20 protein-coding genes are annotated in these 24,317 nt (G+C 66.5%); 6 read left to right on the forward strand and 14 right to left on the reverse strand.

Features of this window, described 5'->3' with window-relative positions; genetic code table 11:
• Positions 1 to 149: 149 nt before the first annotated feature.
• Positions 150 to 1,055, forward strand: a complete 906-nt coding sequence (gene hemF / locus AC16HO_RS15045; protein WP_395641473.1) for an oxygen-dependent coproporphyrinogen oxidase — start codon at positions 150 to 152, stop codon at positions 1,053 to 1,055.
• 27 nt (positions 1,056 to 1,082) lie between these two features.
• Here hemF and AC16HO_RS15050 read toward each other — a convergent pair whose 3' ends face one another.
• Positions 1,083 to 1,586 carry an ureidoglycolate lyase gene (locus AC16HO_RS15050; RefSeq protein WP_395641472.1) on the reverse strand — a complete coding sequence of 168 codons (504 nt, stop codon included), beginning with the start codon at positions 1,584 to 1,586 and terminating at the stop codon, positions 1,083 to 1,085.
• On the reverse strand, positions 1,583 to 2,617 hold the full coding sequence (alc, locus tag AC16HO_RS15055) for an allantoicase (protein WP_395641471.1): 1,035 nt from the start codon (positions 2,615 to 2,617) through the stop codon (positions 1,583 to 1,585). Before alc ends, AC16HO_RS15050 begins: the two co-directional genes overlap by 4 nt.
• 92 nt (positions 2,618 to 2,709) lie before the next feature.
• Between alc and uraD the strand changes: the two genes are divergently transcribed.
• Both uraD and hrpB read left to right on the forward strand, forming a co-directional pair.
• Positions 2,710 to 3,219 (forward strand): 2-oxo-4-hydroxy-4-carboxy-5-ureidoimidazoline decarboxylase, encoded by a 510-nt coding sequence (gene uraD / locus AC16HO_RS15060; RefSeq protein WP_395641470.1) that lies wholly within the window; start codon positions 2,710 to 2,712, stop codon positions 3,217 to 3,219.
• A gap of 13 nt (positions 3,220 to 3,232) precedes the next feature.
• Complete coding sequence (gene hrpB / locus AC16HO_RS15065; protein ID WP_395641469.1) at positions 3,233 to 5,758, forward strand: ATP-dependent helicase HrpB; 2,526 nt, start codon at positions 3,233 to 3,235, stop codon at positions 5,756 to 5,758.
• A gap of 44 nt (positions 5,759 to 5,802) precedes the next feature.
• Here hrpB and puuE read toward each other — a convergent pair whose 3' ends face one another.
• Entirely contained in the window at positions 5,803 to 6,759 is a 957-nt protein-coding gene (gene puuE, locus AC16HO_RS15070; RefSeq protein WP_395641670.1) for an allantoinase PuuE, read from the reverse strand.
• Positions 6,760 to 6,814: 55 nt separating this feature from the next.
• On the opposite strand from puuE, the gene AC16HO_RS15075 reads away from it, so the two are divergent.
• Both AC16HO_RS15075 and AC16HO_RS15080 read left to right on the forward strand, forming a co-directional pair.
• On the forward strand, positions 6,815 to 7,891 hold the full coding sequence (locus tag AC16HO_RS15075) for an aminopeptidase (RefSeq protein ID WP_395641468.1): 1,077 nt from the start codon (positions 6,815 to 6,817) through the stop codon (positions 7,889 to 7,891).
• 243 nt (positions 7,892 to 8,134) lie between these two features.
• Positions 8,135 to 9,793, forward strand: coding sequence for a 2-isopropylmalate synthase (locus AC16HO_RS15080; RefSeq protein WP_395641467.1), 1,659 nt, complete (start codon positions 8,135 to 8,137; stop codon positions 9,791 to 9,793).
• A 76-nt stretch (positions 9,794 to 9,869) separates the two neighbouring features.
• Here AC16HO_RS15080 and AC16HO_RS15085 read toward each other — a convergent pair whose 3' ends face one another.
• A complete protein-coding gene (locus tag AC16HO_RS15085; protein ID WP_395641466.1) occupies positions 9,870 to 11,942 on the reverse strand; it encodes a M13 family metallopeptidase in 2,073 nt (690 codons plus the stop codon).
• 453 nt (positions 11,943 to 12,395) lie between these two features.
• On the reverse strand, positions 12,396 to 13,187 hold the full coding sequence (speD, locus tag AC16HO_RS15090; protein WP_395641465.1) for an adenosylmethionine decarboxylase: 792 nt from the start codon (positions 13,185 to 13,187) through the stop codon (positions 12,396 to 12,398).
• Between the two features lie 553 nt (positions 13,188 to 13,740).
• On the opposite strand from speD, the gene crp reads away from it, so the two are divergent.
• Complete coding sequence (crp, locus tag AC16HO_RS15095; protein WP_395641669.1) at positions 13,741 to 14,415, forward strand: cAMP-activated global transcriptional regulator CRP; 675 nt, start codon at positions 13,741 to 13,743, stop codon at positions 14,413 to 14,415.
• A 66-nt stretch (positions 14,416 to 14,481) separates the two neighbouring features.
• On the opposite strand, the gene AC16HO_RS15100 is transcribed toward crp, so the two are convergent.
• The 9 genes from AC16HO_RS15100 to AC16HO_RS15140 form a co-directional block, all read right to left on the reverse strand.
• Positions 14,482 to 15,159: a haloacid dehalogenase-like hydrolase gene (locus AC16HO_RS15100; RefSeq protein ID WP_395641464.1), complete on the reverse strand. Its 678-nt coding sequence runs from the start codon at positions 15,157 to 15,159 to the stop codon at positions 14,482 to 14,484.
• The gene (gene trpC, locus AC16HO_RS15105; RefSeq protein ID WP_395641463.1) at positions 15,156 to 15,950 is read right to left on the reverse strand and encodes an indole-3-glycerol phosphate synthase TrpC; all 795 of its coding nucleotides are present in this window, start codon (positions 15,948 to 15,950) and stop codon (positions 15,156 to 15,158) included. Before trpC ends, AC16HO_RS15100 begins: the two co-directional genes overlap by 4 nt.
• A gap of 88 nt (positions 15,951 to 16,038) precedes the next feature.
• Complete coding sequence (locus AC16HO_RS15110) at positions 16,039 to 16,374, reverse strand: antibiotic biosynthesis monooxygenase family protein (RefSeq protein ID WP_395641462.1); 336 nt, start codon at positions 16,372 to 16,374, stop codon at positions 16,039 to 16,041.
• Positions 16,371 to 17,414 carry an anthranilate phosphoribosyltransferase gene (gene trpD, locus AC16HO_RS15115; protein ID WP_395641461.1) on the reverse strand — a complete coding sequence of 348 codons (1,044 nt, stop codon included), beginning with the start codon at positions 17,412 to 17,414 and terminating at the stop codon, positions 16,371 to 16,373. Before trpD ends, AC16HO_RS15110 begins: the two co-directional genes overlap by 4 nt.
• 2 nt (positions 17,415 to 17,416) lie before the next feature.
• Positions 17,417 to 18,010, reverse strand: coding sequence for an anthranilate synthase component II (locus AC16HO_RS15120; RefSeq protein WP_484335574.1), 594 nt, complete (start codon positions 18,008 to 18,010; stop codon positions 17,417 to 17,419).
• 330 nt (positions 18,011 to 18,340) lie between these two features.
• On the reverse strand, positions 18,341 to 19,546 hold the full coding sequence (locus tag AC16HO_RS15125) for a sialidase family protein (protein WP_395641400.1): 1,206 nt from the start codon (positions 19,544 to 19,546) through the stop codon (positions 18,341 to 18,343).
• Between the two features lie 47 nt (positions 19,547 to 19,593).
• Complete coding sequence (locus AC16HO_RS15130; protein ID WP_395641399.1) at positions 19,594 to 20,760, reverse strand: AGE family epimerase/isomerase; 1,167 nt, start codon at positions 20,758 to 20,760, stop codon at positions 19,594 to 19,596.
• 166 nt (positions 20,761 to 20,926) lie between these two features.
• On the reverse strand, positions 20,927 to 21,850 hold the full coding sequence (locus AC16HO_RS15135) for a dihydrodipicolinate synthase family protein (RefSeq protein ID WP_395641398.1): 924 nt from the start codon (positions 21,848 to 21,850) through the stop codon (positions 20,927 to 20,929).
• A gap of 43 nt (positions 21,851 to 21,893) precedes the next feature.
• Complete coding sequence (locus AC16HO_RS15140; RefSeq protein ID WP_484335568.1) at positions 21,894 to 24,302, reverse strand: MFS transporter; 2,409 nt, start codon at positions 24,300 to 24,302, stop codon at positions 21,894 to 21,896.
• Between the last annotated feature and the right edge of the window lie 15 nt (positions 24,303 to 24,317).

Below are 24,317 nucleotides of genomic sequence, written 5' to 3' on the forward strand. Positions count from 1 at the left end.
GCGTCAAAGCGAAATACGATGACAAAGTATAGGTTTCCCCGGCGATGCGCCGCAACGTGGCGACGGCCATCACGTTCGCCGGTCCGGGCAGGCACCCGCGGCGGCACGGTATCATTCGCGCATCTTTCCCCCGTAAAAAATGAACAGCCATGCCCGCCGATTCGCCCGCCGTCATCGAAACTTTCCTGCGCGACCTGCAGGATCGCATCTGCGCCGCGCTGGAGCATGCCGACGGCGGCGCAGGATTCGCCGAGGACGCCTGGGCGCGCAGCGAAGGCGGCGGCGGACGCTCGCGCGTGCTCAAGAACGGTGCGGTGTTCGAACAGGGTGGGGTCAACTTCTCGCGCGTCGATGGCAGCACCCTGCCGCCGTCCGCGACCGCGCACCGGCCCGAGCTTGCCGGCCGCGCCTGGTCGGCGCTCGGCGTCTCGCTCGTGCTGCATCCGCGCAATCCCTACCTGCCGACCACACACATGAACGTGCGCTACTTCGAGGCGCGCGCGCCAGGCGTCGAGCCGGTGTGGTGGTTCGGCGGTGGCTTCGACCTGACTCCGTACTATCCGTTCGACGAGGACATCGTGCACTGGCACCGCGTCGCGCGCGACCTGTGCGCGCCGTTCGGCGCCGGGACCCATGCGAAGTACAAGCGCTGGTGCGACGAATACTTCTTCCTCAAGCACCGCAACGAGACACGCGGCGTAGGCGGCCTGTTCTTCGACGATCTCAACGCGGGTGGGTTCGAGCGCTGCTTCGAATTCACCCGGGCGGTCGGCAACGGCTTTCTCGACGCCTATCTGCCAATTGTGGAAAAGAGAAAAAATACATTTTTTGGCGAACACGAGCGCGAGTTCCAGCTCTACCGGCGCGGACGCTACGTCGAGTTCAACCTGGTCTACGATCGCGGCACGCTGTTCGGCCTGCAGTCGGGCGGGCGCACCGAATCGATCCTGATGTCGCTGCCGCCGCGCGTGCGCTTCGAGTACGCCTACGCGCCGGCGCCCGGATCGGCGGAGGCGCGATTGGCGGGGTATCTCGTCCCGCGCGATTGGGTCTGAGGGCGGATCGCCGCGTTGGCCGTGCCGCTACGTCAGCGGCGGGATCGTCAGTGCCTGTGCGAGCGAGCGCTCGTCGCAGTTCGCGCCGGGACCGCCGCGATCGACGACCAGGAAGTCGCCGACTTCGCCGAGCGCGAGCAGCGGATGATGCCAGACGCCGGCGGCGTAGTTGACGCCCTGGTCGCCGCGCGCGAGGAACACGCGCACGTCGTCCGCGCCGAAGGTTTTCCCGCGCGCCGCGACCGCAACGAGGTAGGGCCGGCCGTTCAGCGGCATGAATGCCTGGCTGCCGAGCGGGTGGCGTTCGAGCAGCGTGATCGCGAACGGCAGCGTGCGCGGCTGCGCGCGGAAGATGCTGATGATCGCTCGACCTGCGCCATCGACTTCGACCTTGGCGAGATCATGGTAGCGTTCGGTCGTGCCGTTGTTGATCGGGAAGTGACGCGCGCCGCCGCCGGCCTCGATCACGTCGCCGAACGGCGCGAACTCTGCCTGCGTCAACGCTTCGATCGTGGCAATGCGCGGGCTCATCCGGCCAGACGCCCCCAAAGGCGCAGGCGCGAAACGCCGCCGTCGGGGAAGATGTTGAGGCGCACATGGGTGATCGGCCCGAGCGCGGCGATCTCGTTTGCGTAGTGGTGCCCGGCATCCATGGCAAGCTTCTGTTCGGGCAGCAGCACCGGCCAGAACATGCTCTGCGCGACCAGCGATTGTTCCGTACCGCCGTCGACGCGTGCCGCCTGGATCGAACAGCGGTCGGGATAGTTGCCCTTGAAGTGCGCGGTGTCGACATCGATTTTTTCGACGACGCCCGGCGCGGCCAGCGCGATCAGGCACCAGTCGTTGCCGGGCTCACGGCGGCGCCGTGTCTCCCAGCCGTCGCCCATGTCGCGACCGCGCCCCGGCAACAGCAGGTTCGCCACCGCGCCGAAGTGCGCGTCGTTCCAGGCCACGGCGCGACCGCCATTTTCCAGCGCGACCAGATCGTGCAGCGCGCTTGCGTCACTCGCATCGAACGCACCGGCAACATGGCCATACACGCGCAGGCGGGCAACGCCGCCGTCGGGATAGATGTGCACGCGCAAGTGCGACCAGACACCATCGTTCGCGATCTCGACAAGATGATGGCTGTTGCCCTTGAGCGCGGTCGCGGCCAGCACCGGCGTCCAGCTCGCCTGCTTCAGGGTGTCGGGTTCGTCGCTGGCCGTCAGCGTGCCCTCGATCGAAATGGCCGGCGCGTAGTTGCCGGTGAAATGGCTGGTGTCGATGTCGAAACCGGCGATGCGCCCGCGCCGGAGTTTGATTACGGCCCAGTCGTGGCCGGAGGTGCGCTTGCGTCGCGTCTCCCAGCCGTCCATCCACTTGCCGTTGGCGTCGTACTTGCCGGGCACGAAGATGGCCGGTTGCGGATCGAGCATGCGCGCGAGCGGGGCGAAGAACTCGTCCGAGGCGCAGATCGCCGCCGCGCCGATGCGCGGATTGGCGAGATTGGTCGCGCGCCGCGCCCAATCGGGCAGATCGATTGCGGCCGCCACGATGGCGGCGCCGGGGGATGGTGTCATGGTGGTTCGTCCTGTCCAGTTCGAAACGATTGTAGAAAAACCGCGGCGCCAACAAAATGCCCTCTGTTCCGCAGGCGCCCGAAGACGCGACCATGAACCTCGACACCCTCAACCGGCTGTCCGCCGGCGAATTTGCCGAAACGCTGGGCGGCATCTACGAGCATTCGCCGTGGATCGCCGCCGCTGCGCATGCGCACGCGCCATTCGCCGACGTCGACGCGCTGGCCGCGGCGCTGCGCGACGCGGTGGCGCAGGCAGCGCACGGCCGCCAGCTCGGCCTGCTGTGCGCGCACCCCGAACTCGCCGGCAAGGAAGCGGCGAGCGGCACCCTGACCGCGCATTCCAGCGAGGAACAGAAAGGCGCCGGCCTGATCGACCTGAGCGAGGCGGAGAGAGCCGAACTGGCCGATCTCAACCTTCGCTACCGCGACAAGTTCGGCTTCCCGTTCATCATCGCCGTGCGCCACCATACCAAGTCGGGCATCCTCGCCGAGTTGCGCCGTCGGACCGCGGGCGACGACGCGGTGCGCGAGTTCTCGACCGGCCTTGCGCAGGTGCACGAGATCGCGCGGCTGCGTCTCGCCGCGCTGCTCGCCGTCTGATGCGGTTGCTTGCGTGAGCAGGAGCGCGAATTTTCCGATCGCGGAGATCCTGCCCGAGCTGCTGGCGCGGCTCGATGCCGGTTCGCGCCTCGTGCTCGAGGCGCCGCCGGGGGCGGGCAAGACGACGCAGGTGCCGCTGGCCCTGCTCGATGCCGGGTGGCTGGACGGACGCAAGATCCTCATGCTCGAGCCGCGCCGCATCGCCGCGCGCGCAGCCGCCGAGTTCATGGCCGCGCAGCTCGGCGAGGCGGTCGGCGACACGGTCGGCTACCGCATCCGCTTCGAGGCGAAAGTGTCGGCGCGCACGCGCATCGAGGTCGTCACCGAGGGCATCCTCACGCGGATGATCCAGGGCGATCCGGAACTCGCCGGGGTCGGCGCGATCCTGTTCGACGAATTCCACGAGCGTCATCTCAGCGGCGATTTCGGCGCGGCGCTTGCGCTGGAAATCCAAAGCTCGCTGCGGCCCGACCTGCGCCTCGTCGTCATGTCGGCGACGCTCGACGGCGAACGCATCGCGCGCTGGTTCGCTGCCCCGCGCCTGACCAGCGCGGGCCGCAGCCATCCCGTGCGCATCGAGTACCCCGCGGCCAAGCAGAACGAGGACTGGCCGTTCCATTTGCGCCGTGCCGTCGAGCGCGCGCTGACCGCGACCGCAGGCGATGTGCTCGCATTCCTGCCGGGGCGGCGCGAGATCGAACGCGCGCAGCAGGCGCTCGCTGCGACAAGTGCGTCGGACGGACGCGAAATCACGTTGGTGCCGCTGCACGGCGAGCTTTCATTGGCCGAACAGCACGCCGCGCTCGCGCCCGCGCGCGCGGGCACGCGGCGCATCGTGCTCGCGACCAACGTCGCCGAGTCCAGCGTCACCTTGCCGGGCATCCGCGCGGTGATCGATTCGGGCCTCGCGCGCGAGCCGTTCTACGATCCGAATTCGGGCTTCACCCGGCTCGAGACGGTCGTCATCTCGCAGGCTTCGGCCGACCAGCGTGCAGGGCGCGCGGGGCGCGTTGCCGAAGGCGTGGCCTATCGCTTGTGGCCGCAAAGCCGGCGCCTCGAACCGGCGCGTCGCGCCGAGATCGCGCAAGTGGAATTGTCTGGCCTGGCACTGGAACTCGCGGCGTGGGGCGCGAGCGATCTGCGCTGGCTCGATGCGCCGCCGTCCGGCGCGCTCGCAAGTGCGCGCAGCCTGCTGCATCTGCTCGGCGCGACGAGCTCGCCGCACGCCGATGCGCGCCCGACCGAGCTGGGCAGGTCGATTCTGGCAAGCGGTACCGGGCCGCGTCTCGCGGCCGCCGCACTGCGCGCAGCGCCGGCTTCGCGCGCACTCGCTTGCGATCTGATCGCACTTGTCGAAGCGCGCAACCCGTTGCGCGGCGAGGGAGCGCGCAGCGACGATTTCCGCGCCCGCCACGCCGCGCTCGTCGCGTTCCGCAAGGCCGGCGGACGTGCTGCGCGCGAACTCGGTGCCGACGCCGGTTTGCTCGCGACGATAGCGCAAGCGGCCGAGGCATGGCAGCGGCGCTTCGGTGTGCGCGATCGCGCGCCTGCGCAGACGGCGAGCCTCACCGCCGTCGGCGATCTGCTCGCGCACGCTTTCCCCGACCGCATCGCACGTCAGGACGCGAACAACCCGCGCCGCTACGCGCTGAGCAACGGCCGCGGCGCAAGCCTGCGTGCGGATTCGGCGTTGTACGGGGAGCCATGGCTGGTCGTCGTCGACCAGCGCTTCGATGAGCGCGACAGTCTCGTGCTTGCCGCCGCGCCGTTCGATCCGGACCTGCTCGAACGCGACTGTGCCGATCGCCTGAGGCGCGCGCGCACGGTGCGCTGGAATCGCGACACGCGCAGTGTCGAAGCATTCGAGGAATATCGCTTCGCCGATCTCGTGCTCGAACGCCGCAGCGTACCGGCGATGCCTGCCGACGCGCTGCCGGCGCTGCTCACCGCAGTGCGCGAAGCAGGCCTCGATGCGTTGCCGTGGAGCGATCACGCGCACCTGCTGCGTGCACGCGTGGGCTTTTTGCGCGAGGCCTGCCCCGAACTCGACCTGCCCGATCTGTCCGATACCGCATTGCTGGCGACGCTCGAGGATTGGCTCGCCCCCGCGCTGGCCGGCAAGACCCGGCTCGATTCGCTCGATGCACGGCAACTCGGCGAGGCGCTTGCCGCCAAACTCGACTACGCGCAGCGCAGCGCCATCGACGAGTACGCGCCGGAAACGCTGCGCGTGCCCAGCGGCAACGAGCGCACGCTGCACTACGAACCGGGCAAGCCGCCCGTGCTCGCGGTCAAGCTGCAGGAACTGTTCGGCCTCGCCGACACGCCGCGCATCGCCCGCGGACGCGTCGGCGTGACCCTGCACCTGTTGTCGCCCGCGCAGCGCCCGATTCAGGTCACCCAGGATCTCAAGGGATTCTGGGAACGCACCTACCCCGAGGTGAAGAAGGAACTCAAAGGGCGCTATCCCCGGCATCCCTGGCCGGACGATCCGTGGACCGCGGCGCCGACCGCACGCGCGAAGCCGCGCGCGCGCTGATCCACGCGGCACGGCGCTCGCGCCCGGAAGCATCCGGATCGCTCCTATCCAGCGAACGGATGCGTGGCGATCCAATGCCGCGCAATGTCGACGCGACGGCAGATCCAGACCTTTTCGTGCGCGAGCACATGGTCGAGGAAGCGCTCGAGCGCGGCGACGCGCGCAGGCCTGCCGACGATTCGCGCGTGCAGGCCGATCGACAGCATCTTCGGCGCGTCGAGGCCGCCGGGATCACCTTCGCGCCAGAGCACGTCGAACGCGTCTTTCAGATAGTCGAAGAACTGCGTGCCCGAGTTGAAGCCCTGCGTCGCGGCGAAGCGCATGTCGTTCGTGTCCAGCGTGTACGGCACGATCAGCTGCGGCACGCTTTGCGCCACGCCATCGCGGACGATGTCGACCCGGGCCCAGTACGGCAGGTCGTCGGCGTAGGAATCCGCGTCGTACAGATAGCCGCCCTGCTCGACGACGAGGCGGCGCGTGTTCGGACTGTCGCGCCCGGTGTACCAGCCCGCAGGATGCTGGCCGACGAGTTCGCCGAGCAGGGCCGTCGCTTGCGCGATGTGTGCCCGCTCGGTCGCCTCGTCGATGGACTGGTAACTGATCCAGCGCATTCCATGACAAGCAATCTCGTGGCCGAGTTCCCGGTAGGCGGCAAGCAATTCCGGCTTGCGCCGCAAGGCCATGGCGACGGCGAAGATCGTCAACGGCAGCTTGCGCGCCTCGAACGCACGCAGCACGCGCCACACGCCCGCACGTGCGCCGTATTCATAGAGCGACTCCATGCTCATGTGCCGTGCCGGGAAGGCTTGCGCACCGATGATTTCGGACAGGAACGTTTCCGAGGCCGGATCGCCGTGCAGCACGCAATTCTCCGCGCCCTCCTCGTCGTTGAGCACGAATTGCAGCGCGACGCGCGCGCCTCCCGGCCAGCGCGGGTGTGGCGGGCTGCGGCCGTAACCGGTCAGGTCGCGCGGATAGGCGGTATCGGAAACCGGCGGCATCGGAAACTTCCCGGCGGAGAATGCCGTCATCATAGCGATTCGGCACAATGACGCCATGCCCGCCGTGTCGCCGAGAGTCCGAACCCGCCTCCGGATCGCCTGCATCGCGATGCTCAGCCTGCTCGCCAACGCCTGCTCGACCCTGCGCTACGTAGCCCACGTTACGTACGGTCAGGCACAGCTCGTGACCGCGCGCGAACCGATCGCGAAAGTGGTCGCCGATCCCGCAACGGATGCCAGGCTCGCCAAGCGCCTGCGCGTCGCACTGGAAGCGCGCCGTTTTGCTTCGACCCATCTGCATCTGCCCGACAATCGCAGTTACACGAGCTACGTCGATCTCAAGCGGCCCTACGTCGTCTGGAACGTGTTCGCCGCACCGCGCTATTCGGTCGAGGCTGTCCTGCATTGCTTTCCGATCGCCGGCTGCGTGCCGTATCGCGGCTGGTTCGACGAAGCGCTGGCGAAGGCGGATGCGGACGCGCTCGAGGCGCGCGGCGACGACGTCTACATCGGCGGCGTGACCGCGTATTCGACGCTCGGCTGGTTCGCCGATCCGATCACCTCGACGATGCTGCGCGGGGACGATGACGAGCTGATCGGAACGATCTTCCACGAACTCGCGCACCAGCAGCTCTACGTGAAGGGCGACAGCGCGTTCAACGAATCGTTCGCGAGCTTCGTCCAGGACGAGGGCCTGCGCGAATGGCATGCGGCGCGCGGCGACGCCGCGCCTGGAGAACCGCAGCGCGAGACCAACGATGACTTCACCCGCCTCGTGCTCGATCTGCGCAAGCGTTTGCGCGCGCTCTATGCGAGCGGGATCGACACTGCCGCGATGGAAACCGCCAAGCAGGACGAGATCGCCGAATTCCGCAAGCGCTACGCGGCATGGCGCGATGCGTACTGGCCGGACGACCATCGCTACGACGCTTTCGTCGCCAAACCGCTCAACAACGCCAGCCTGCTGCCGTTCGGCCTCTATGACGGCTGGACGCCGGCCTTTGCGGCATTGTTCGCGCAGTCGAAGCGCGACTGGCCCGCATTCTACGCACGCGTGCGTGAGCTGGCGCACATGAACAAGGCGGTGCGCGAGGAAAAACTGAGCGCGCTGACGGCTGTTGCAGTCCGATAGATTCTGCCGTCTAGACGTCCAAACCGCCGCACTTGCCATGCCCCGAGGCCGGTCTGCTAGAATCGAAACATGCGCACGCTGCCCCCATCGCTGCTTCTCGGACTGGACCTTACCCTCGGCCGGGATCCGCTGCGCGCGCTTTGAACTCTCCCTGATCCCGGCCATCGACCAGACCTTCGCAGAAGGTCGGCAGGAGAGAAGCGCGCCGCCGAATTTTTCTCCCCGCAACATCCTGGCCGAATCATGATCCCCAATCCCCAAACCAAGTACCGCCCCTTCCCCACGGTCGACCTGCCCGACCGGCAGTGGCCGTCGCGCCGCCTCGGCGCCGCGCCGATCTGGCTGTCGACCGACCTGCGCGATGGCAACCAGGCGCTGTTCGACCCGATGAACAAGGCGAAGAAGCTGCGCCTGTTCGACGAGCTCGTGCGCGTCGGCTTCAAGGAAATCGAACTCGGCTTCCCGGCTGCATCGCAGATCGACTACGACGTGATCCGTCACCTGATCGAAAACGATCTGATCCCGGACGACGTCACGCCGATGGTGCTGACCCAGGCACGGCCGGAGCTGATCGAACGCACGATCGAATCGGTGCGTGGCGCCAGGCGCGCCATCGTCCACGTCTACAACGCGACCGCGCCCTTGTGGCGCCGCGTCGTGTTCCATATGAGCGTCGAGGAGATGCTCAAGCTCGTTGATACGCAGGTCACGCTGATCAAGCGCCTCGCCGAGGCGCGGCCCGGCACCGACTGGCGCCTGCAGTATTCGCCGGAAACGTTCTCGATGACCGAGCTCGAGGTCTCGCTCGCCGCGTGCAATGCGGCGACGCGCGCGTGGGACGCCGGCCCCGGCCGGCCGATCATCCACAACCTGCCGACCACGGTCGAAGTGGCGACACCGAATGTGTTTGCCGACCAGGTTGAGTGGATGCACCGCCATCTGGAGCGGCGCGAGCATGTGGTGCTCTCGGTGCATTCGCACAACGACCGCGGCACCGGCGTCGCCTGCGCGGAACTGGCCATGCTGGCCGGCGCGCAGCGCGTCGAGGGCTGCCTGTTCGGCAACGGCGAACGCAGCGGTAACGTCGACCTCGTCACGCTGGCGTTGAACCTGTACACCGAAGGCATCCATCCCGGCCTCGACTTTTCCGACATCAACGCGACCGCGCGCATCGCCGAGGAATGCACGCAGCTGCCGATCCACCCGCGCCACCCCTACGTCGGCGACCTGGTCTTCACCTCGTTCTCCGGCTCGCACCAGGACGCGATCAGGAAGGGCTTCGGCGCGCGCCGCGAAGGCGATTTCTGGGAGATGCCGTACCTGCCGATCGACCCGGCCGACGTCGGCCGCAGCTACGAGAGCATCGTGCGCGTGAACAGCCAGTCGGGCAAGGGTGGCATTGCCTATCTGCTCGAACGCGAGCACGGCATCGTCCTGCCGCGGCGCATGCAGATCGAGTTTTCTTCGGTGGTGCAGCGACACACCGATGCGAGCGAGGCGGAGATCACCAGTCAGGAGCTGTGGAAACTGTTCGAGCACACCTATCTGAGCTGCGCGAACGACACGAACGGATTCGTCTACCGCTCGCACAGCACGCGCGCGACCGGCGACGGCCATGCGATCGATCTCGACGTCGCTGTCGATGGCCAGCCGCACACGCTGTGCGGCCAGGGCGCAAGCCTGCTCGACGCGACGGCGCAGGCGTTGCCGGTGTCACTGCGCATCGACAGCCACGAGCAGCTCGGCGCCACGAATGGCGACGCGGTCGTCATCGTCGAGGCCGCGCACGCGGATGTGCCCGGCGCGCGCTTCGGCGTCGGCCGCCACGCCGATCGCGATACCGCGGCGATCCTCGCCGTGCTCAATGCGGCGGCACGGCTCGCGACGAAGCCGGCGGCTTAGGCTTGGCGGACAGCACCCCTGCCCTGCGCTTCATGCGAGGCAGGGGTGCGGCGGCGGCGCAGGATCGAAGACTCGCCTACCAGATCGTCACGCGCTTTTCCGGCGCAACGTACATCTTGTCGCCTTCCTTGACATCGAACGCCGCATAGAATGGCGCCTGATTGGCCAGCGTGCCGAGCACGCGGTCGACCGGCAGCGAGTGCGGATCGGACTTGATCAGCTCGATCGCGAACTTGTCGCGCAGTTTGGCCTGCCACACCTTGGCCCAGCCGATGTAGACGCGCTGGTCGCCGCTGAAGCCGTCGAGGGTCGGCGCGGGTTTGCCGGCAAGTGAAATCTGATACGCCTTGTAGGCGATCGCGAGGCCCGAATTGTCGGCGATGTTCTCGCCAAGCGTCAGTTCGCCGTTCAAGTGAAAGCCCGGAACCGGCTCGAACGCGGCGTACTCGGCGACGAGCGCCTTGGTCTTGGCCGCGAACTTCTCGTGGTCGGCCACCGTCCACCAGTCGCGCAGGTTGCCGTCACCGTCGTATTGCGAGCCCTGGTCGTCGAATCCGTGCGAGATTTCATGACCGATCACCGCGCCGATGCCACCGTAGTTGATCGCATCGTCGGCCTTCGCGTCGAAGAACGGCGGCTGCAGGATCGCGGCCGGAAACACGATCTCGTTGAGTTCCGGATTGTAGTAGGCGTTGACCGTCTGCGGCGTCATGCCCCACTCGGTACGGTCGACCGGCTTGCCGAGCTTGTCGATGTTGCGCCGGTATTCGAACGCATTGCCGCGCATGACGTTGCCGACGAGATCGTCCTTCTTGATTTCCAGCGCCGAGTAGTCGCGCCACTTGTCCGGATAGCCGATCTTCGGCATGAACTTGGCGAGTTTCTCCTGCGCGGCCTGCTTCGTTTCCGGGCTCATCCAGTCCAGCGTGTCGATGCTCTGCTGGTAGGCGGCGAGCAGGTTCTTCACGAGCTGGTCCATGCGCGCCTTGGACTCGGGCGGGAAGTAATTGGCCACGTAGAGCTTGCCGACCGCTTCACCGATGATGGTTTCGGTGAGGCTGACGCCACGCTTCCAGCGCGGCTGGTCGGCCGGCACGCCGCGCAGTTCGGTGCCATAGAAAGCGAAGCGCGTGTCGACGCAATCCTTGTTGAGATACTTGGCGTAGCTGCGCAACAGCTGCCAGCGGAAATACGACCGGAGCGTCGCCAGCGGCGTCTTCGCGAGGATCTTGTCCATGCCGGTCAGGTAGCTTGGCTGGCCGACGATGACGTAGTCGGTCTTGCCCTCGATGCCGGCGGCGACGAGGAAGCTTTTCCAGTCGTAGCCCGGCGCGAGCTTGGCCAGATCGCCAAACGACTCCTTGTTGTAGCCCTTGATCGGATCGCGCAGCTGCACCTTGGTCCACTGCGCGCGCGCAAGCTCCGTCTCGAACGCGAGGATCGCCTTCGCATTGGCCGCGGCGGCCTGGTCGCCGGACAACGCAAGCATCTTCTCGATGAACTTCGCGTAGGCCTCGCGGATCTGCTTGAGCTTGGCGTCGTTCTCCAGATAGTAGTCGCGGTCGGGCAAGCCGAGGCCGTCCTGCTGCAGGTCGACGACGTACCTGGTCGAATCCTTGTTGTCCTGGTGCACGAAGCCGCCGTACGGCGCGGTGACGCCGATCATGAGGAAGTGCGCAAAGAGCGCGGGGATCTCCTTCTTGTCCTTGATCGCGTCGATGCGTGCGAATTCGGCGTCGAGCGGCTTCAGGCCGGCGCTCTCGAGCGCGGCCTCGTCCATGAAGCTGGCGTAGAGGTCGGCGATCTTCTGCCTCTCCTTGTTCGCAGGATCAGGCTTCGCCGCCACGCCCTCGATGATCGCGCGAATGTTCGCCTTGGCCTCGTCGTCGAGCTTGACGAAGGCGCCGCTCATCGGCTTGTCGTCGGGAATCTGGAACGTATCGAGCCAGTGCCCGTTGACGTAACGGTAGAAGTCGTCCTGCGGACGCACGGCCGTGTCCATGTTCTCCTTGTCCACGCCCGAAGTCAGCGGCGGAGGTGCCGGTGTGGCCGCAGCCGGCGCGGGCGCCTTCTCGACCGGTGGCGGCGTCGGTTGCGAGCAGGCGGCGACGAAGCCGGCGCAGGCCAGCCAGATGAGAGTGCGTTTCATGGACGAACCTCCGGAAAAATGCGACCGGCAAGTTTATTCAGCCCACACGGACGACGCATGGGCCAAAGGTAACCGCAGGCACCGGGCAATTCCCCGGCTTTGGTTTTTGATCTTCGGGTCCCCGTTTGCCTCGGCGAGGGCATGACGGAAACGCCTGAAGGTCGCGCGCACGATGCGCGGGGTTTCGCGAATGGCAGGGATGTCCATCGAGCGAACCACGGCATGACCTCGCGTACCCGGAGCGCGCAGCGCGGAGGGCGCGGCATCCGGGATGCATTTCTTTTGGTTACTTTTCTGTGGGCAAACAAAGAGAAGTGACCCGCGCGCTGGACGCGCGCGGAAAGGCGAAAGGGCGCGGCTACAAAAGAATCCAAAGCCAGATCAGAAGCGCCCCCTCACCCCAGCCCTCTCCCCCGACGACAAAACCGTCGAGGGAGAGGGAGCAGGTTCGGGTTACGAGAGATTGCGCCCGTGGAACAACTCTTCGATTTCGCGCTTGAGCAGCGACTCGATGCGCAGGCGTTCCTTGAACGACAGGTCCTTGGCGTGCGCCTCGAACAGGTAGGTCTCGAGATCGAACTCCTTCACGTGCATCTTCGTGTGGAAGATGTTTTCCTGATACACGTTGACGTCGAACATCTCGTACTTGGTGCGGATGTGCTTTGCCAGATATTCCTGGATCGAGTTGATGCGATGGTCGATGAAGTGCTTCTTGCCGCGCACGTCGCGGGTGAAGCCACGCACGCGGTAGTCCATCGTGACGATGTCCGACTCGAAACTGTCGATCAGGTAGTTCAGTGCCTTGAGCGGCGAAATGACGCCGCAGGTCGCCACGTCGATATCCGCGCGGAAGGTGGCGATGCCGTTGTGCGGATGCGTCTCAGGGTAGGTGTGCACGGTGATGTGACTCTTGTCCAGATGCGCGACGACCGCATCGGAGATGATGTCGCGACCAGCATCGCGCTTGTCGATCACCGGCTCCTCGGAGATCAGGATCGTCACCGAGGCGCCTTGGGGGTCGTAGTCCTGGCGCGCGATGTTGAGGATGTTCGCGCCGATGATGTCGGCCACATCGGTGAGGATCTTGGTCAGGCGATCGGAGTCGTACGCCTCGTCGATGTACTCGATGTAGCGATCGCGCTGCTCGGGCGTTACCGCGTAGCAGATGTCATAGATGTTGAAGCTGAGCGCCTTGGTCAGGTTGTTGAAGCCCTGCAGCTTCAGACGCGGGATCGGCTTGACCATGGTTGTAGTCCTCGCAAAACGTGCCGCAAACGCGGAGAAGGGGGCGAATTATGGGCCAAGTTGGCTACAGACGAAACCGTGGAGACAACATGGGCCAGTTTGGCTGCCGACGAAACCGTGGAGACGACATGGGCCAAGTTGGCTACAGACGAAACCGTGGAGACGACATGGGCCAGTTTGGCTGCCGACGAAACCGCGGAGACGACATGGGCCAGTTTGGCTGCCGACGAAACCGCGGGAGCGACACGGGCCAGGTTGGCTGCCGACGAAACCGTGGGAGCGGCATGGACCGGATCGACCGGGAAGGAACTACGGACGCAGACGGGGCCCTTAGAGCCGGACATGCCGCGCGGCAATTCCGTGAACTACACGACACCTTGCATCTTCGTCCGCAAATTTTTCCAGGACGATACGCTTCACCGCTTTTTTTCGTCTAAGATGCGGGAGCGTCGATCCGGGAGCCCTGATGAGCGCCGTGCGATTCGAGGGATGATCGACGATACATGTCCATACAAACACGAGGTCGAGTGTGCCCCAGCCTTTGCGTTACACCCTGCAGAAAGCCGTAGCGCGCGTGCAAACACCAGCGGCCCTGGTCCTCGATCAGGCGGCCCTGAACCGCTTCCTGGAAGACTGCCATTTGCGCCATTACCCGCGCAAGACAGTGATCATCCGGCCGGGTGATTCGGCGAACATCCTGTATTTCATCATCGACGGTTCTGTAACCGTTTCCTCGGAGGACGAGGAAGGCCGCGAGTTGATCCTCGCCTACATCAACGCAGGCGAGTTCATCGGCGAGATGGGCCTGTTCGTGGAGACGCCGCAGCGCGAAGTCACCGTGCGCACGCGTACGCCGTGCGATCTCGCCGAGATCAGCTACGAGCGCCTGTTCCAGCTCGCCGAGGGCCCGCTGCGCGAGGACCTGCCGAAGCTCCTGTTCGCGATCGGCACCCAGCTCACCAACCGGGTGCTCAACACCTCGCGCAAAGTCAGCCGCCTCGCCTTCATGGACGTCACCAACCGCGTCGCCAAGACCCTGATCGACCTGACCAGCGAACCGGATGCCCTGTCGCACCCGAAAGGCATGCAGATCCGCATCTCGCGCCAGGAGATCAGCCGCATCGTCGGCTGCTCGCGCGAGATGGTCGGGCGCGTGCTCAAGCAGCTCGAAGGCCAGGGCATGATCTCGGTGTCGGGCAAGAACATGGTGGTGTTCGACTCGCGCTGAGCGCGCGCGGGCGAGTGGTGGGCGCACGCGAGCCGGCCCGCCGCTACCATCGACGCGACGCGCGTCTCACCACTCGACGATGGCCAGGCGCTGGCGCAGGCGCGGCGACAGCTTCGCGAGCAAGGCGCGATCCGGATTGACGAGCACGGCCGAGCGCGCGCCGGCGAGCATGTCGAGATCGGCAAACGAATCACCGTAGGCGACATCCCAGGGCGCGCGCACGCCGCGCAGGCGCAGCTGATGCGCCTTCTGAAAGCCGACGTTGTGCACCTTGACGCGCGCGCCGGCACGGCCGGCTTCCAGCTGCGAGGCAACGAGTTCGACGTCGGCGAGGCCGAGTCCGTCGAGCATCGCCCGCGCCAGGGTCTGCTCGCACCCGGTGACGACGATGACGCGTGCGCCCTGATGGCGATGCACGCCGAGTGCCTCGAGCGCGGGCCGCGAGAACCGCCGCGCGTCGCGCGCAAGCGCAAAGCCGAAGTCCTCTGCGAGGCTGCGGTAGCGCGGCAACGAAATTCCGAACAAGGCCAGATGCACGAGAAACCGCAGCATCGGGCGTCGCGTGCGCCGTATCAACAGCGTCGGCGAGACAAGCAACAACAGCGGCGACGCGAACACGACACGCCACCATTGACGCCGGAAATGCGCGCGCAAAAACGCGGCGAATGCGTCGCCCTTGAACAATACGCCGTCGAAATCGAACAGCACCACGGGCGCAATCACGGTGGACGTCGAGCCGATCACGCGGTTGCGAACACGCGCCGCAACGCCTGCCCCGGATCGTCGGCGCGCATGAAGGTTTCGCCGACGAGGAACGCATTCACGTCTGCCGCGCGCATCCTTGCCACGTCGTCGCGCGTGACGATGCCGCTTTCGGTGACGAGCAGTCGATCGGCGGGCACCCTGGCGCGCAACGCCAGCGTGGTTTCGAGCGAGGTTTCGAACGTGCGCAGATTGCGGTTGTTGATACCGATCATGCGCGCGGAGGTCGCCAGCGCACGCTCGAGCTCTTCGCCGTCGTGGACTTCCACGAGTACGTCCATGCCGAGTTCTTCGGCAAGTACGGCAAACTCGAGCAACGCGGCATCGCCCAGCGCCGCGACGATCAACAGGATGCAGTCCGCACCGAGCGCGCGCGCCTCGTAGACCTGGTACGCATCGATCGTGAAGTCCTTGCGCAGCACCGGCAACGAGCACGCACCGCGTGCTTCCTGCAGATACGCATCGGCGCCCTGGAAGAAATCGACGTCGGTCAGCACCGACAGACAGGCGGCACCACCGGCCTCGTAGCTGCACGCGATCTCGGCCGGGCGGAAGTCCGCGCGCATGACGCCCTTGGACGGACTCGCCTTTTTCACTTCGGCGATCACGCCGGCCTGCCCGGTCGCGATCTTCGTCTCGAGCGCCCCGACGAAGCCGCGCACGGCTGGCGCATCGGCGACACGCGCCGACAGTTCGCGCAACGCCACGCGCGCACTGCGCTCGCGGATTTCTTCAGCCTTGCGCGCAAGGATTTTCTTCAGGATATCGGACATGGAGCCGGAATTCGGAATTCGGGATCAGGAGTTCGGGAAAAAACTGCACGACCATCATTCCCGCGAAGGCGGGAATGACGTGCCGGCCCTATGGTCCGCCATAGGCGCGCTCGACCTTGGCCGCGCGCACTTCGAAATGTTCGTACCACTCGCGCTTGCCGCGTTCGCGCGTCGCCGCATGCGCGGCGTGGTTGCGCCAGGCACGGATATTCTCCTCGCTGTCGAAATAGGCGACGGTGATGCCGAAACCGTCGGCACCGCGGGTCGATTCGGCGCCGAGAAAACCCGGCTGCCGCTGTACGAGTTCGAACATCGCATCGGCCGCGGCGGCATAGTCCGCCTCGCCCCGGCCGTTGCGTCGCGAGGAAAAGATCACCGCGTAGTACGGCGGTTGCGGCAGGCGCGCGAATCCCGATCCGCTCATGTCTGCGCCTCCTTCAGGCGCCGCGTCGTGGCGACGAACTGATCGAGCCTGGCGAGTGCGGCGCCGCTTGCCAGCGCGGCCTTGGCCGCATCGATGCCGCTCGCGATAGAATCGCTCGCACCGGATGCATACAGCGCCGCGCCCGCGTTCAGTGCGACGATGTCGCGCGCTGCGCCCGCGCGGTTCTCCAACGCTTCGAGCACGCGCGCCGTCGACTGGCCGGGATTGTCCACGCGCAACACGGCGCTGTCGACCGCGGCAAAGCCGAACTGCGCAGGCTCGATTTCGTATTCGTTGACCGTCCCGTCGCGCAACTCGCCGACCAGGGTCGGACCCGCGAGCGAGATCTCGTCCATGCCGTCGCGACCCCAGACGACGAGCGCATTGCCGGCGCCGAGCCGCTGCAGCACGCGCACCTGGATGCCGACGAGGTCGGGGTGGAACACGCCCATGAGGACGTGCGAGGCCCCGGCCGGATTGGTCAGCGGCCCCAAGATGTTGAACAGCGTGCGCACGCCCATCTCCTTGCGCACCGCGCCGACGTTCTTCATCGCCGGATGATGGTTCGGCGCGTACATGAAGCCGATGCCGGTTTGCTCCAGACATTCCGCGACCTGCGCAGGAGACAAATCGATCGCCGCACCGAACGCCTCGAGCACGTCGGCGCTGCCCGACTTCGACGAGGCGCTGCGATTGCCGTGCTTGGCCACGCGCGCGCCGGCCGCGGCAGCGACGAACATCGAGGCGGTCGAGATGTTGAACGTGTTCGAACCGTCACCGCCGGTGCCGACGATATCGACGAGGTGCCGGGTGCCGCCGGCCAGCGGCACCGTCGCCGCCATCTCGCGCATCACGCGCGCCGCCGCGGCGATCTCGCCGACAGTCTCCTTCTTCACGCGCAGGCCGGCGAGGATCGCGGCCGTCATCGTCGGCGACACCTCGCCACGCATGATCTGGCCCATCAGGTCGATCATCTCGTCATGGAAGATCTCGCGATGTTCGATCGTGCGCTGCAGCGCCTGTTGCGGAGTGATCGACATCGCTACGCCGCCAGCTTCGGCGCGCGCAGGAAGTTGCGCAGTTGATCGTGGCCGTGCTGGGTCATGATCGATTCGGGGTGGAACTGCACGCCCTCGATCGGCAGCGCCCGGTGGCGCAAGCCCATGATCTCGTCGACACCGCCGTCGGCAGCTTGCGTCCACGCAGTGATTTCGAGGCAGGTCGGCAAAGTATCTTTTTCCACAATGAGAGAATGATACCGCGTCGCCTCGAACGGATTCGGCAGGCCGGCGAACACGCCGAGGTTGCCGTGGTAAATCGGCGAAGTCTTGCCATGCATGATCGTGCGCGCCCGCACCACCTTGCCGCCGAATGCCTGGCCGATCGCCTGATGCCCGAGGCAGACGCCGAGGATCGGCACCTGACCGCCGAGCCTCTCGATCACCGCCAGCGATACGCCCGCCTCGTTCGGCGTGCACGGACCGGGAGAGATCACGATCTTCTCCGGCGCCAGCTTCTTGATCTCGGCCACGCTCAACTCGTCGTTGCGCACCACGCGCACATCCTCGCCGAGCTCGCCCAGATACTGGACGAGGTTGTAGGTGAAGCTGTCGTAGTTGTCGATCATCAATATCACGTCGCCACCAACCTGTTGTCCGATGAGGCGCATTTTCGCGAATCCCGCTCCCGATAACCGCGCCGGTACCTGCTGTTTCTTCGCCGTGGCGGACGGAAAACGCTGCGGGAAACACCACGGCGCTATTCTCGCCCAGAAACCGGCGCCGATGAACTACCGCGTGAACCGGCTCATCAAACCCCCGCGTCGGTCCGACGGTGGAACTGGTCGAACCGGGGTTGCGGCCGAGGGTCGATCCCGGCCCTCGATCCGAGCCGCCGCACGATCATCATGCGCACGGGGTAGCCCGCATCGGCGCGCGCGCCACTGGCCGCACGCAAGTCCTGCGCGTCATCGCGACCGCGTCGGTGATACCTCGGCGCAACCGGCAGCCAGCCATTGCTTGTCGATGCGCGCAAACGTCAGATAGCGGTAATCGTCGCGTTCGTAGAGCAGGCCGATATCGCCGCCCGGCAACATCGCCAGCGTCGAATACGCGGCACTACCCGCGTCCAGCACGCGCGATCTGGGCCAGGTCCGGCCGTCGTCGCAGGACAGGCGCAGGGTCAGATTGCGGCGTTGGTGAATCGACGCGGTATTGCTGAACAACAGCCAGTGCGCACGCGCATCGTCGGCGCGGGGGGCGACGCGGATGATCGATGCGTTGTTTCCGGGATCGGGCAATTGGCGATCCGGCGCGGGCGCGTCGTAGTGGATGCCGCCGTCGTGCGAATGCGCGACGAGGCGCGCCTTGCCCGCGCCTTTCGGTCGCGAGTTCAGCAGCAGCGTGCCGTCGGCGAGTTCGACGACCTTGTTCTCGTCCATGCCGGGACCGACCGGCTGGCCCGCATGCCAGGTCTCGCCGTGATCGTCGCTGTAGATGCTGACGGCGCGCAACTGCTGCCGGGCGTGATCCTCATCGCCGACCTGCACGGCGTATTGCTGGAGCAGACGTCCCTTGTGCGGCCCCTGGGTGAGCTGGATGCCCTGCCCCGAGGAAAAGAAACCGCCCCACCAGGACGGATCGCGAATCTCCGCCGTGAGCCGGCGCGATTGCCAGGTCAGGCCGTCGTCGTCGGACCAGCTCACATCGGCCTGAGCGAGATTCGGATTGGTTGGATCGTTGCCGCGCGCGCTCTTGCGGATGCCGTTGTTCACGGCTGCGCTGTAGAACAGGAAGATGCGGCCGGTGTCGCGATCGACCAGCAGGCTCGGGGCGCCGAAGCCCTGGGGAGCCGGACCGTCGCGCACTACCTGCCGGGCTTGCCACGTGCGGCCGCCGTCGATGCTGCGTCGAAGCAGCACGGCGATGTGCGCCGGCAGATCGGCGAGGCTGGGGCGCCCGTCGTAGGCGGCGAGCAGCGTGCCCCGGTTGCTGACGGCGAGTGCGGGGATGCGGTAGACGGGCCAGCCGCCGATGCCGTTTTCGGCCACATCGACGCGCACAACGTCCGCGCCAGGCTGCCCGGCCGCATTCGTTTGCGTCGCGCGCAAAGCCGGCTCGCCGCGGGGCGGCGCGGCGCAGGCCGCCAACAGGACGCCTGCCGACAATGTCATGCGCGCCACGATCTTCCCGACGACTTCGCATCGGAGCATCGCGACGCCTACACGTTCGCATCGCGCGCATGCACGTGGCAAAGCCACAGCGCTCGCGGGTGATGGAAGAACGATTTCCACAACGAACCCTTGAGGGTGTTCGCTGGCGTGCCGTCGCGATGCAGGTAGCCGTACCACTCCCCGTGGCGCGGGTCGGCGAAGCGGCGGAAGCTCCACTCCCGCAACTGCTCGTGCCATTGGAGATAGCGCGGTTCGCGCGTAATCGCGTAAGCATGCAGCGTCGCGATCAACGCCTCGTCGTGCGGCCACCAGAATTTCATCTCGGCCCAGTATTCCTGCACCGGCTTGTCGTGCACGTCGCGGAAATAGAACAGGCCGCCGTGCTTCTCGTCCCAGCCGCGCGCCCACATCCAGTCGAGCATGTCGCAGCCTAGCTTGGCGAGCGCCGCATCGCCGCGGTGCTGTGCTTCGGCAAGCACGAACCAGGCGCCTTCGATCGCGTGCCCCGGATTGAGCGTGCGCCCGTCGAAATGGTCGCAGATGCCGCCGTCGGGCGCGACCAGTTCCATCACGACCCTGAGCTGCGGCTTGACGAACCGTCGCGCGATGTCCTCGAGACTGCGGTCGATCCAGCGCGTATACAACGCATCTTCACCCAGGCGGCGGCGCAGTTCCTGCGCGATGAGCAGCGTGAACATGCGCGGTCCGATCGACTCGAGCGGCCGCGCGCCGGTGGTCTTGGGCGGCATGCGGCCCGGGGTGAAATTCCAGTCGACGAAGTGTTCGAACCAATGCCGCGCTTTCGCCGCCGAGTCGGCCGAACCGGTCGCGGCGGCGTGGGTTGCGAAGGCGAGCGCAGCGAAGCACTCGCTGTAGGCGTAGCGGCGCTTGCGCAGCGGCGTGCCGTCGCGGGCGACGTGGAAGTACATGCGCCCGTCGGCCGGGTCGATGCATTTCGTTTCGAGGAATTGCAGGCCCGACTCTGCCCAGCGCAGCCAGTCGTCGTTGCGCTCGTGGTCCAGATACAAGGTCAACAGCATCCAGGCCATGCGCCCCTGCGCCCATACCGACTTGTCGTCGTCGACCAGACTGCCGTCGCGATCGAAGCAATGCAGGAAGCCGCCGTGTTCGGTATCGAGCGCACGCGGAAACCAGAACGGCAGGCAATCACGAAACAGCTGGTCGTGATAGAAGGCGGCGAGAGTGTCCGTCATGGCGTGATGGGTTCGCTTGCGTGTGATGAAATCCGTCAAGGCAACGGCGCGTCGTCGTGGATCGCCGGCGCCACGCGCGGCGTGGCCGCGCACGTGCCGAGCGGGGCTGCGCCGATGCGTGCGCAGCGCAAGCGTACACGAGCGCCGCGTGCGACGGTGCGGTCGTTCAAAGCGCTTTGGCGCCCCATTGCGCGAAGCCGAGCGCATCGAGTTTGCCGAGCAGCGCATCGAACTGCGCCGGCGTCGGGTTCGGCAGCGGCAGGCGTGCCGGTCCGACCGGCACGCCGAGATGAGCCATCAGGCCCTTTGCCGTGCCGAGGAAGCCGCTGGCGGCGATCGCGTCGATCATCGCGATCGAGGTCGATTGCAGCCGGCGCGCCTCGGCGAGGTCGCCGCGGGTGAACGCGGCAATCAGATCGGTGTACAGCTTCGGCGCCCAGTTGTAGGTCGAGCCCACGCCACCGTGCGCACCGGTGGCGAGGCCGGCGAGCAACATCTCGTCGACGCCCCAGGGCAGATCGAATTTGTCGCCCGCAACGTCGAGGCTACGCCGATATGCGACCAGATCGGGATTGGTGAATTTGATGCCGACGAGATTGGGAATGCGCGCGGGTGCCTCGACCAGGAATTTTTCGTTCGCCAGGTTGATGCCCGTCAGCGGCGGAATGTCGTAGTAGTAGAACGGCAGCGCCGGCGCCGCGCCCGCGATCGCGGCGCAGACATCGACCAGCACATCGAGACTGGTCAGCTTGAAATAGGACGGAGCCACGGCGCTGATCGCATCCAGACCGAGCTGCTGCGCATGCGCGGCAAGGACTTTCGCATCCTCGATGCAGTTGTCGCCCACATGCGCGATCACGGTGAGGCCGGTTTCCTTTTTTGCCGCGGCCCACGCGTCGTAGATCGCTAGTTTTTCGGACAGGCTGAGCGAGTGTGCCTCGCCGGTCGAGCCGGTCATGAACACATATCGGATGCCGTTCTTGGCGTAGAAGCGTGCCTGCCGGGCGACGACTTCGGGCGCGAGCGAGCCATCGGGGTGAAACGGCGAGTGGCTGGCGACGCACAGCCCGGAAATCTTGAATTGCGACATGGAATTTTCACCAAACAAGGGAGAAAGGAAAAACGCGGCCGCGTCAGAGAGGGGTGCGCGGCCGCGGCAGCAACCACAACAAGATGCCGCTGAAAAAGAGAACTGCGCCGGAACAAGCCAAGGTCTGCGCGAGCGGAATGCCGGCATCCTTGAGGCGACCGCCGTAGACCACCGCGATGCCGCCGACACCGGCGCTGACGAAATTGAGGAACCCGTAGCCGGTTGCGGCGAAGCGACCGTCCACGTGCGCGCGCAGGATCGGCATCAGCGTCGCGTCGAGCGCACCTTGCGCAAGGCCCTGGAACAGCACGCAGCCGACGAACAGCGGCAACGTATGCACGCCCAGGCACAGCGCGACCATGGGCCCCGCAACGAGGAAGGCCGCGCCCGCGATCTGCGAGCGCGCCTTCGGATTCGTGCGCGACCACGCGTCGGCGGCGAGCGCGATGGTGATGACCGAAACGTATTTCGCGATCGATTGCGGCGTGGTCGCATAGGTGCCCGCCGCACCGAGCGACAAGTTGAACTTCTCCTGCAGCAGCAGCGGCAGCCACGACAGCGTGAACCAGTTGGCGATGCCCGAACAGGCCACGATCAGCATCAGCAGCCAGAACGCCGGCACCCGCAGCACGCCGGCGAGGATCGCGCCGATGGCCGGCGCTGGCGGTGCCGGCGCGCGCGCGTCCGCACCCGGCTCACCCGCTGCCGGTTCCTTGAGGAACACGATCAGCACGATCGCATACGAGACGCCGATGAGTCCGAACAGACTGAATGCCAGACGCCAACCCATGTCCTGGGCGACGAAGGCGCCGACGCCGGCGAGCGCCTGGCCGAGATAGACGCCGCTCATGTGGATGCCGGTAGCGAGCGAGCGCGTCGATCCGCGATGGTAGTCCGTGATCAGCGCAAGCGCAGCCGGGATGTAGCAGGCCTCGCTCACCCCCATCAATGCACGCGCCCAGAACAGTTCCTCGTGGCTGCGCACATGACCGGTCAGCCAGGTGACGCCCGACCACACGACGAGCGAGACGACGATCACCAGGCGCCTGCTGTAACGGTCGGCGAAGATGCCGCCGAACGGACTCAGGCCCGAGTAGACGAACAGGAATACCGCGGTGAGCATGCCGAACTGCGCGTCGGTCTGCGGGATATCGCGCACGATCGGCGAGCGCAACGTCGCGAGCAGCTGGCGATCGAGATAGTTGAGCATCGCGACGAAGAACAGCAGACCGACCGCAATCCATGCGGCGCGCCCGGGCACGCCGCGCCCCGCGGCAAGGTCGCCCAGTCCGCGGGCAAGGCCGTCGCGGCGCGTCTGGCGCACGATCAGGCCGACCGCGAGCGTGCCCAGCACGAGCAACAGCACGTCGCGCGGATCGACGGCGTACGCATAACCGAGCCGCATCGCGGCGACGGCCGGCGTGCGCACCCCGGGGCGCACCTCGCCCGAGACGGTCATCAGCGTGTCGCCCTGGACCACGGCAGGCGCAGTCGCCAGGCCCAACGGCCAGGTACCCAGCGTGCTCCACGCATCCGCGTGCGGGGCGTAGGCGAGAACCTTGCCGGACTGCCCCGGATGTTGTTGCGGCGGTTGGCCGTAATGGGCGCCGTCGTCGCCGCCGATCACGATCAATGCGCCCTCGCGCGCCGTTGCCGGCGCGGCCGCAGCGGCGAGCGGATACGGAAGTGGCGCGGGTCGGATCTGCAACCACATCTGTGCGGGATCGTCGCCGCCGCCTCGCAGCGCCGCGCCGTCCGCATGGTACGTGCGCCGCGTCCGGCCATCGGCGTCCGCGGAAAGCGAGCAGCCGCCAAATACATAGACGTTGCCGTCGAGCGCGCCGGCGATCGACAGGATACGTCCGCCGAATGGTGCGCCCGGCAAGGTCTCCCATTGCACCCCGTCGGGGTGGTCCGGATCGACACGGGTCAGGTCGAGGCGATAGGTCGCAGCGAGTGCCGTGGTGGCGGAGGGCGATGTCTGGCCGCCGATCACATACAGACGATTGTTGTCGACCGCGAACGCGGCATAGGCCACCGGCGTAGGCAACGGTGCAAGACGCGTGACCCGACCGTCGTCGTGCACATACAGCGTTTCGGCGAAATGTCGATCCGCATCGGCACCGCCGGCGATGATCATGCCGTGCTCGAAGGCCGCGTAGGCAGCGTACGCGCGTGGTGCAGGCAATTCGCCGATCTTGTTCCACGCACCGCCGCCGAGCCGATAGATCGCGCGATGGAAGACCTTGGTGCCACCGTCCCAGGGGGCGGCATCGGGAAAGTTCGCCCCGCCCGCAGCGAGCACGATGTCAGCGCCGTCCGCGGCATGCGTCGCCACGGCGGCCATCCCGGCGAGACCGTGCGCATCGGGGATCGGTGCGATGGCGGGCGCGGGTGCGAGTCGCGGCCCGGCTGCGGCCGCGCAATTCCACGCAACGAGTGCAAACAACACGATGAGGAGAAGGGT

The sequence above is a fragment of the Rudaea sp. genome, assembly GCF_057139185.1.

Excerpts from the sequence above, each read along its gene's own strand:
- hemF (WP_395641473.1), top strand. The coding sequence starts at position 150 with ATGCCCGCCGATTCGCCCGCCGTCATCGAAACTTTCCTGCGCGACCTG.
- AC16HO_RS15085 (WP_395641466.1), bottom strand. The coding sequence starts at position 11,942 with ATGAAACGCACTCTCATCTGGCTGGCCTGCGCCGGCTTCGTCGCCGCC.
- AC16HO_RS15135 (WP_395641398.1), bottom strand. The coding sequence starts at position 21,850 with ATGTCGCAATTCAAGATTTCCGGGCTGTGCGTCGCCAGCCACTCGCCG.
- alc (WP_395641471.1), bottom strand. The coding sequence starts at position 2,617 with ATGACACCATCCCCCGGCGCCGCCATCGTGGCGGCCGCAATCGATCTG.
- AC16HO_RS15075 (WP_395641468.1), top strand. The coding sequence starts at position 6,815 with ATGCCCGCCGTGTCGCCGAGAGTCCGAACCCGCCTCCGGATCGCCTGC.
- AC16HO_RS15125 (WP_395641400.1), bottom strand. The coding sequence starts at position 19,546 with ATGACATTGTCGGCAGGCGTCCTGTTGGCGGCCTGCGCCGCGCCGCCC.
- trpC (WP_395641463.1), bottom strand. The coding sequence starts at position 15,950 with ATGTCCGATATCCTGAAGAAAATCCTTGCGCGCAAGGCTGAAGAAATC.
- uraD (WP_395641470.1), top strand. The coding sequence starts at position 2,710 with ATGAACCTCGACACCCTCAACCGGCTGTCCGCCGGCGAATTTGCCGAA.
- speD (WP_395641465.1), bottom strand. The coding sequence starts at position 13,187 with ATGGTCAAGCCGATCCCGCGTCTGAAGCTGCAGGGCTTCAACAACCTG.
- AC16HO_RS15080 (WP_395641467.1), top strand. The coding sequence starts at position 8,135 with ATGATCCCCAATCCCCAAACCAAGTACCGCCCCTTCCCCACGGTCGAC.
- AC16HO_RS15050 (WP_395641472.1), bottom strand. The coding sequence starts at position 1,586 with ATGAGCCCGCGCATTGCCACGATCGAAGCGTTGACGCAGGCAGAGTTC.
- AC16HO_RS15110 (WP_395641462.1), bottom strand. The coding sequence starts at position 16,374 with ATGAGCGGATCGGGATTCGCGCGCCTGCCGCAACCGCCGTACTACGCG.
- trpD (WP_395641461.1), bottom strand. The coding sequence starts at position 17,414 with ATGTCGATCACTCCGCAACAGGCGCTGCAGCGCACGATCGAACATCGC.
- puuE (WP_395641670.1), bottom strand. The coding sequence starts at position 6,759 with ATGCCGCCGGTTTCCGATACCGCCTATCCGCGCGACCTGACCGGTTAC.
- AC16HO_RS15130 (WP_395641399.1), bottom strand. The coding sequence starts at position 20,760 with ATGACGGACACTCTCGCCGCCTTCTATCACGACCAGCTGTTTCGTGAT.